Below are 5,996 nucleotides of genomic sequence, written 5' to 3'. Positions count from 1 at the left end.
AACATGCTGGCCAAGATGAAGGACACCCACAACGCCAGGCTGGTACTGGGCGGCCGTACCTTCTCGCTGATCCTGAACCCGATCAATGGCGATGCCGGCGAGCGTCTCGGCTATGTCGTCGAGTGGAAGGACATGACCGCTGAACTCGCTGCCGCGGCCCGCGAGCAGAAATTTGCCGCCGAGACCGCCCGCATCAAGCAGGGTCTCGATGTGGTCGCGACCAACGTGATGGTCGCCGACGGTGACCTCAACGTGGTCTATGTCAACGAGTCGATCAAGAAGATGCTGGCTGAAGCCGAGGCCGATATCCGCAAGGATGTGCCGAGCTTCAGCGCGGCGACCGTGGTCGGCACCAATATCGACCGTTTCCACAAGAATCCCGCCCGCCAGCGGCAGATGCTGGCGCAGCTCGACCGGGCTTTCAATACCCGCCTGGCCATCGGTGGCCGCAGCTTCTCGCTGATTGTCAATCCCATCCAGGGGGCGGCGGGAGAACGTCTGGGCTTTGTCGTCGAATGGCGCGATGTCACCGCAGAACTCGAACAGCGCCAGCGTGATGCCGAGAATGCCGGGCGCATGTCGGCGATCAACAAGGTCCAGGCGACCATCGAGTTCGGCATGGATGGTGTCGTGCTGAATGCCAACGAGAACTTCCTGGCGGCGACAGGCTATACGCTGGCCGACATCAAGGGCCGTCATCACAGCATGTTCATCGATGCGGCCTATCGGCAGACTCCCGAGTACCGGCAGTTCTGGGAGAAGCTCGGCCGCGGTGAATATGACGCTGGCCAGTATCGTCGCCTGGGCAAGGACGGTCGCGAGGTCTGGCTGCAGGCCAGCTACAACCCGCTGAACGATGCCGATGGCAAGCCGTTCAAGGTGATCAAGTACGCCACCGACGTGACCATCCAGGTGCTGGCGGCGCGCGTGCTGCAGCAGGCGGTGGAACAGACCCAGAATGTCGTTGCAGCAGCCCGCAATGGCGAGTTGGAGCAGCGGATCCCGCTGGACGGAAAGAACGGCGCGGTGCGCGAACTCTGCGAAGGCGTGAACATGCTGGTCGAGACCATGAGCACCGTGGTCAGTGAAGTCGGTCAGGTGTTGTCGGCGCTCGCCGAGGGCGATCTGACCCGCTCGGTCGATAGCGAATTCAAGGGCACTTTCGGCCAGCTGAAGGACGACTCCAACGCGACCGTTGCCCAGCTGACCGAGATCATCACCCAGATCAAGACCGCGACCGACACCATCACCACGGCGTCCGGCGAAATCGCCGCCGGCAACCTCGATCTGTCTCAGCGCACCGAAGAACAGGCCGCCTCGCTGGAAGAGACCGCCAGCTCGATGGAAGAACTGACCTCGACGGTCAAGCAGAACGCCGAGAACGCCCGTCAGGCCAACCAGCTGGCACTCGGCGCTTCCGACGTCGCGGTCAAGGGCGGCCAGGTGGTCGGTCAGGTGGTGACCACGATGACCGCGATCAACGAATCGTCGAAGAAGATCGTCGACATCATCAGCGTCATCGACGGCATCGCCTTCCAGACCAATATCCTGGCGCTGAATGCGGCGGTCGAAGCGGCCCGCGCCGGTGAACAGGGCAGGGGCTTCGCGGTGGTGGCCGCGGAAGTGCGCAGCCTGGCCCAGCGTTCGGCCGGTGCGGCGAAGGAAATCAAGACTCTGATCGGCGATTCGGTCGAGAAGGTCGGCAACGGTTCGAAGCTGGTCGAACAGGCCGGCAAGACCATGGAAGAGATCGTCACCAGCGTGAAGCGGGTGACCGACATCATGGCCGAGATCTCGGCGGCGTCGCAGGAGCAGTCCAGCGGCATCGACCAGATCAACAAGGCGATCACCCAGATGGATCAGGTCACGCAGCAGAACGCGGCCCTGGTCGAGCAGGCTTCGGCGGCCGCCCGGTCGCTGGAAGACCAGGCCGGCAATCTGTCGACCTCGGTCTCGGCCTTCACGCTGGCGGGTGCGCCGCAGGAAACCCGTCGCGGCCAGATGCGGCCCCAGACGGCAGCGCATGCAGCCGCGCCGGCCCGTCCGGCGGCTGGCAAGGCGGCACCGTCGGCGGCGCCGCGTCGCCCGGCGCCGGAAGCGTCCGGCAAGGGCCGGAGCAAGGCTGCAGGCGGCGACGCCTGGACCGAGTTCTGATCCGCAAGCGGTTGCTGAGGCTTTGACAGGAAGCCGCCGGGCATCGCGCCCGGCGGCTTTTTTGTGGGTTGCATGCTCAGCCAATCAGCGTCATTCCCGCGCAGGCGGGAATGACGGTTCAGAAGCTGAGGCCCCGGTGACGGAAGCCCGGCACCACAGGGCGGCCCGGCGGCTGGATCGGAACTTGAAAGACAGCTGGAAACCGACGCCACGCGCCGTCCCGACGACGGATCGATGACGCCTGCGATGTTCCCGAACCGGAATTCCGTCCATGACGCGTGCACCGATGTTGCAACACCTGAGCAGTGATCTGGCCAGCGCCATCAGCCACGGCTGGCAGGCGATCGAGGCTGCCGAGTGGCTGCCGCTGGTTGCCGTCTGGGGCTTGGGGCTCTGCGCCGTCGAAGGCGTCGAGCATCTGGCACCGCAGTCTCCCGAAACTCGCCACCCGGTCTGAAGCCCATGAGCCTTGCCGCAGCCGCCGATGACGTCATCAGCAGCGATGACCGCGATTTCGTCTTCACCAGCCGCGACTTCGAGCGGGTGCGCCAGCTGATCCACGCCAAGGCCGGCATCGCGCTGTCGGAATCCAAGCGCGACATGGTCTACAGCCGCATCGGCCGGCGCCTCAGGGCGCTGTCGATGGACTCGTTCAAGGACTATCTCGACCAGCTCGAAAGCCGCGGCAAAGCCGACGAGTGGCAGGCGTTCACCAATGCCCTGACCACCAACCTGACCTCGTTCTTCCGCGAGGCCCATCACTTCGAAATCCTCGCCGACTTCCTGAAGCAGCGCGGCCGCCATCTGCCGGCCAAGATCTGGTGCTCGGCGGCGTCGACCGGCGAGGAGCCGTATTCGCTGGCGATCACCGCCTGCGAAGCCTATGACTCGCTGACGCCGCCGGTGCGGATCCTCGCCACCGACATCGATACCCAGGTGCTGGAAACGGCCGAGGCCGGCGTCTATCCGCTGGAGCGCATCGAGAAGCTCAGCGAAGCGCAGAAGCGTCGTTTCTTCCGGCGCGGTTCCGGCGCCAACGAAGGCAAGGTGCGGGTCATCGACGAGCTGCGCGAGCTGATCAGCTTCCGGCCGCTGAACCTGCTCGATGCCCACTATCCGATGAAGGGGCCGTTCGATGCGCTGTTCTGCCGCAACGTGATGATCTATTTCGACAAGCCGACCCAGCGCGACATCCTCGCCAAGATGGCACCGCTGCTTGGCACCGAGGGCCTGTTCTTCGCCGGCCATTCGGAAAGCTTTTTCCACGCCACCGACATCGTCACCTCGATCGGTCGCACGGTGTATCGCCGCGCCGTGCCGAAGGGGAACTGACGCTCATGCATGCGATGCACAAGGTGCGCGAGACCGTCCAGGCCTGTGCATCGCCTGCGGCCTACTACGACCCCAAGTTCAGCGCCCACGCACTGAAAGTGCTGCCCGGCGAGTACATCGTCACCGGCCGCGACGTGATGCTGGTGACCGTGCTCGGTTCCTGCGTCTCGGCCTGCATCCGCGATCCGCTGGCCAGGGTCGGTGGCATGAACCACTTCATGCTCCCGGATCTGGAGAACGGCGGCATCGCCAACGAGAGCGCGCGCTACGGCTCCTACGCGATGGAAATGCTGATCAACGAACTGCTCAAGCGCGGTGCCTCGCGCAGCCGCCTCGAATGCAAGGTGTTCGGCGGCGGGGCCGTGCTGGCCGGTTTCACCGTCTCCAATGTCGGCAAGCGCAATGGCCAGTTCGTCAAGCGCTATCTGGCCACCGAAGGTCTGAGCATTTCCGCCGAAGACCTGTACGACGTCTGCCCGCGCCGCGTCCATTACTGGCCACTGACCGGCCGGGTGATGGTCAAGCGACTGGCCTCCGCCAATGACACCGACGTGCTGGCCAGCGAAAGCATGTACCGCCACAAGCTCGCCGAATCCCCTACTGCTGGCTCCGTGGAGCTTTTCTGATGGCCAAGACCGTGAAAGTGCTGATCGTCGACGACTCGGCGCTGATGCGCCAGTTGCTGACCGAGATCCTGTCTGCCGACCGCGAGATCGCCGTGGTCGGTGCCGCGCCCGATCCCTATATCGCTCGCGACCTGATCAAAAGCCTGAGTCCCGACGTGCTGACCCTGGACGTCGAGATGCCGAAGATGGATGGTCTGACCTTTCTCGAAAACCTGATGCGGCTGCGGCCGATGCCGGTGGTGATGGTGTCGTCGCTCACCGAGAAGGGTGCGGAAGTGACCTTGCAGGCGATGGAGCTTGGCGCGATCGATTTCGTCACCAAGCCGAAGATCGATCTGTCCGCCGGCATGCGCAGCTATTCCGCCGACCTGATCACCAAGGTCAAGGGCGCCGCCCGCGCCCAGGTCCGGGCGCCGGCTTTCCCAAAGGCGCCGCCCAAAGGCGTGCTGGCCAGCATCGGCAACCGCTATCGCACCACCGAACGGCTGATCGCCATCGGCGCATCGACTGGCGGCACCGAAGCGATCCGCGAAGTGCTCGAACGGATGCCGGCCGATGCCCCGGCCATCGTCATCACCCAGCACATCCCGGCGCTGTTCTCCGGGCCGTTCGCGGCGCGCATGGATCGCAGCTCGGCGATGTCGGTCTGCGAAGCGAAGGACGGCCAGCAGATCGTTCCCGGCCACGCCTACATCGCGCCCGGTAATCGCCATCTGGAAGTACGCCGTGACGGCGCCCGCTACATCTGCAAGCTCACCGATGCGCCGCCGGAAAACCGCCACCGGCCGAGCGTCGACGTGCTGTTCAAATCAGTGGCTCAGCATGCAGGCGCCAATGCCGTCGGCGCGATCCTCACCGGCATGGGTGATGACGGTGCCCGCGGCCTGCTGGAAATGCGCAAGGTCGGTGCCTCGACGGTGGTGCAGGACGAAGCGAGCAGCGTGGTCTGGGGCATGCCCGGCGCCGCATTCAAGCTGGGCGCCGCTGATCGCGTGTTGCCGCTCGACGCCATCGCCACCGAGTTACTGCGTCAATGCAGCACTGAGCGACGGGCCGCCTGACGGCGCTCCAGTCCTGTCATCTGCGGCCGATAGCCCTGTAATGAACCCTCCGTTGAATTCTTGATTCCGATCACCTGGACCCTCCGACATGAACACCCTCGATCAACACACCTGGCTGCTGCCGTTGTCCGGCACCGTGGTGGGCGCTGCGCTGCAGATGGCCGCGACGCCGACGGCAAGCTGGATCGGCGGTGCTCTCGTCGCCGCCGGCTGGACCGCCTACGCCTGGCGCAGGCAGCGCAGCGCCGGCAACCAGCGCCAGCTCGCAGCGCTGCACGATGGCCAATTGCAGCAGCACCGCCAGTTGCTCGAAGAGCTGCGCAGCGGCCTGGTCAATGAATCAGCCGGCGTGCAGCATGAAGTCGAAAGAGTGCGCACCCTGATCCTCGAATCGGTACGCACGCTCGGTGGCGCCTTCGAGCAGATGAGCAAGCAATCGCGCACTCAGGAAGCGGCCGTCGGACGCATCTTGAGCCGCGCCCAGAGCGGTGCCGGCGGCAATGGTGTCGACGTCCAACACTTCGCCCGCACCGCCAGCCAGTTGATGGAAGGCCTGGTCGACATCCTCGCCGGCGTCAGCAAGCAGAGCGCGAACTCGGTGCAGCACATCGATGCGATGGTCAAGCATCTGGATGCGATCTTCGAGCTGCTGGGCGACGTCACCACCATCGCCGACCAGACCAATCTGCTGGCGCTCAACGCGGCGATCGAAGCGGCACGCGCCGGTGAAGCCGGTCGCGGCTTCGCGGTGGTGGCCGAGGAAGTGCGCAACCTGTCCGAACGCTCGACCAGCTTCAACGAACAGATCCGCAAACTGGTGTTC

General features: G+C 64.9%; 6 protein-coding genes. All 6 read left to right on the top strand.

Features of this window, described 5'->3' with window-relative positions; translation table 11 throughout:
- On the top strand, positions 1-2,154 hold a 2,154-nt coding region (locus Q0D45_RS20305), incomplete at its 5' end, for a methyl-accepting chemotaxis protein (protein WP_293397374.1).
- 271 nt (positions 2,155-2,425) lie between these two features.
- Positions 2,426-2,611: a hypothetical protein gene (locus Q0D45_RS20300; RefSeq protein WP_293397371.1), complete on the top strand. Its 186-nt coding sequence runs from the start codon at positions 2,426-2,428 to the stop codon at positions 2,609-2,611.
- A 5-nt stretch (positions 2,612-2,616) separates the two neighbouring features.
- A complete protein-coding gene (locus tag Q0D45_RS20295; RefSeq protein ID WP_293397368.1) occupies positions 2,617-3,486 on the top strand; it encodes a CheR family methyltransferase in 870 nt (289 codons plus the stop codon).
- A gap of 5 nt (positions 3,487-3,491) precedes the next feature.
- Positions 3,492-4,112, top strand: coding sequence for a chemoreceptor glutamine deamidase CheD (cheD, locus tag Q0D45_RS20290; protein ID WP_293397366.1), 621 nt, complete (start codon positions 3,492-3,494; stop codon positions 4,110-4,112).
- Positions 4,112-5,173, top strand: a complete 1,062-nt coding sequence (locus Q0D45_RS20285; RefSeq protein WP_293397363.1) for a chemotaxis response regulator protein-glutamate methylesterase — start codon at positions 4,112-4,114, stop codon at positions 5,171-5,173. Before cheD ends, Q0D45_RS20285 begins: the two co-directional genes overlap by 1 nt.
- Positions 5,174-5,261: 88 nt before the next feature.
- The coding region (locus tag Q0D45_RS20280; protein WP_293397360.1) for a methyl-accepting chemotaxis protein at positions 5,262-5,996 on the top strand (735 nt) is incomplete at its 3' end.

The organism is Nevskia sp., from assembly GCF_023266035.1.
In the GTDB taxonomy this organism is placed as follows: Bacteria; Pseudomonadota; Gammaproteobacteria; order Nevskiales; family Nevskiaceae; genus Nevskia.
This window is presented reverse-complemented; position numbering and strand designations above follow the sequence as displayed.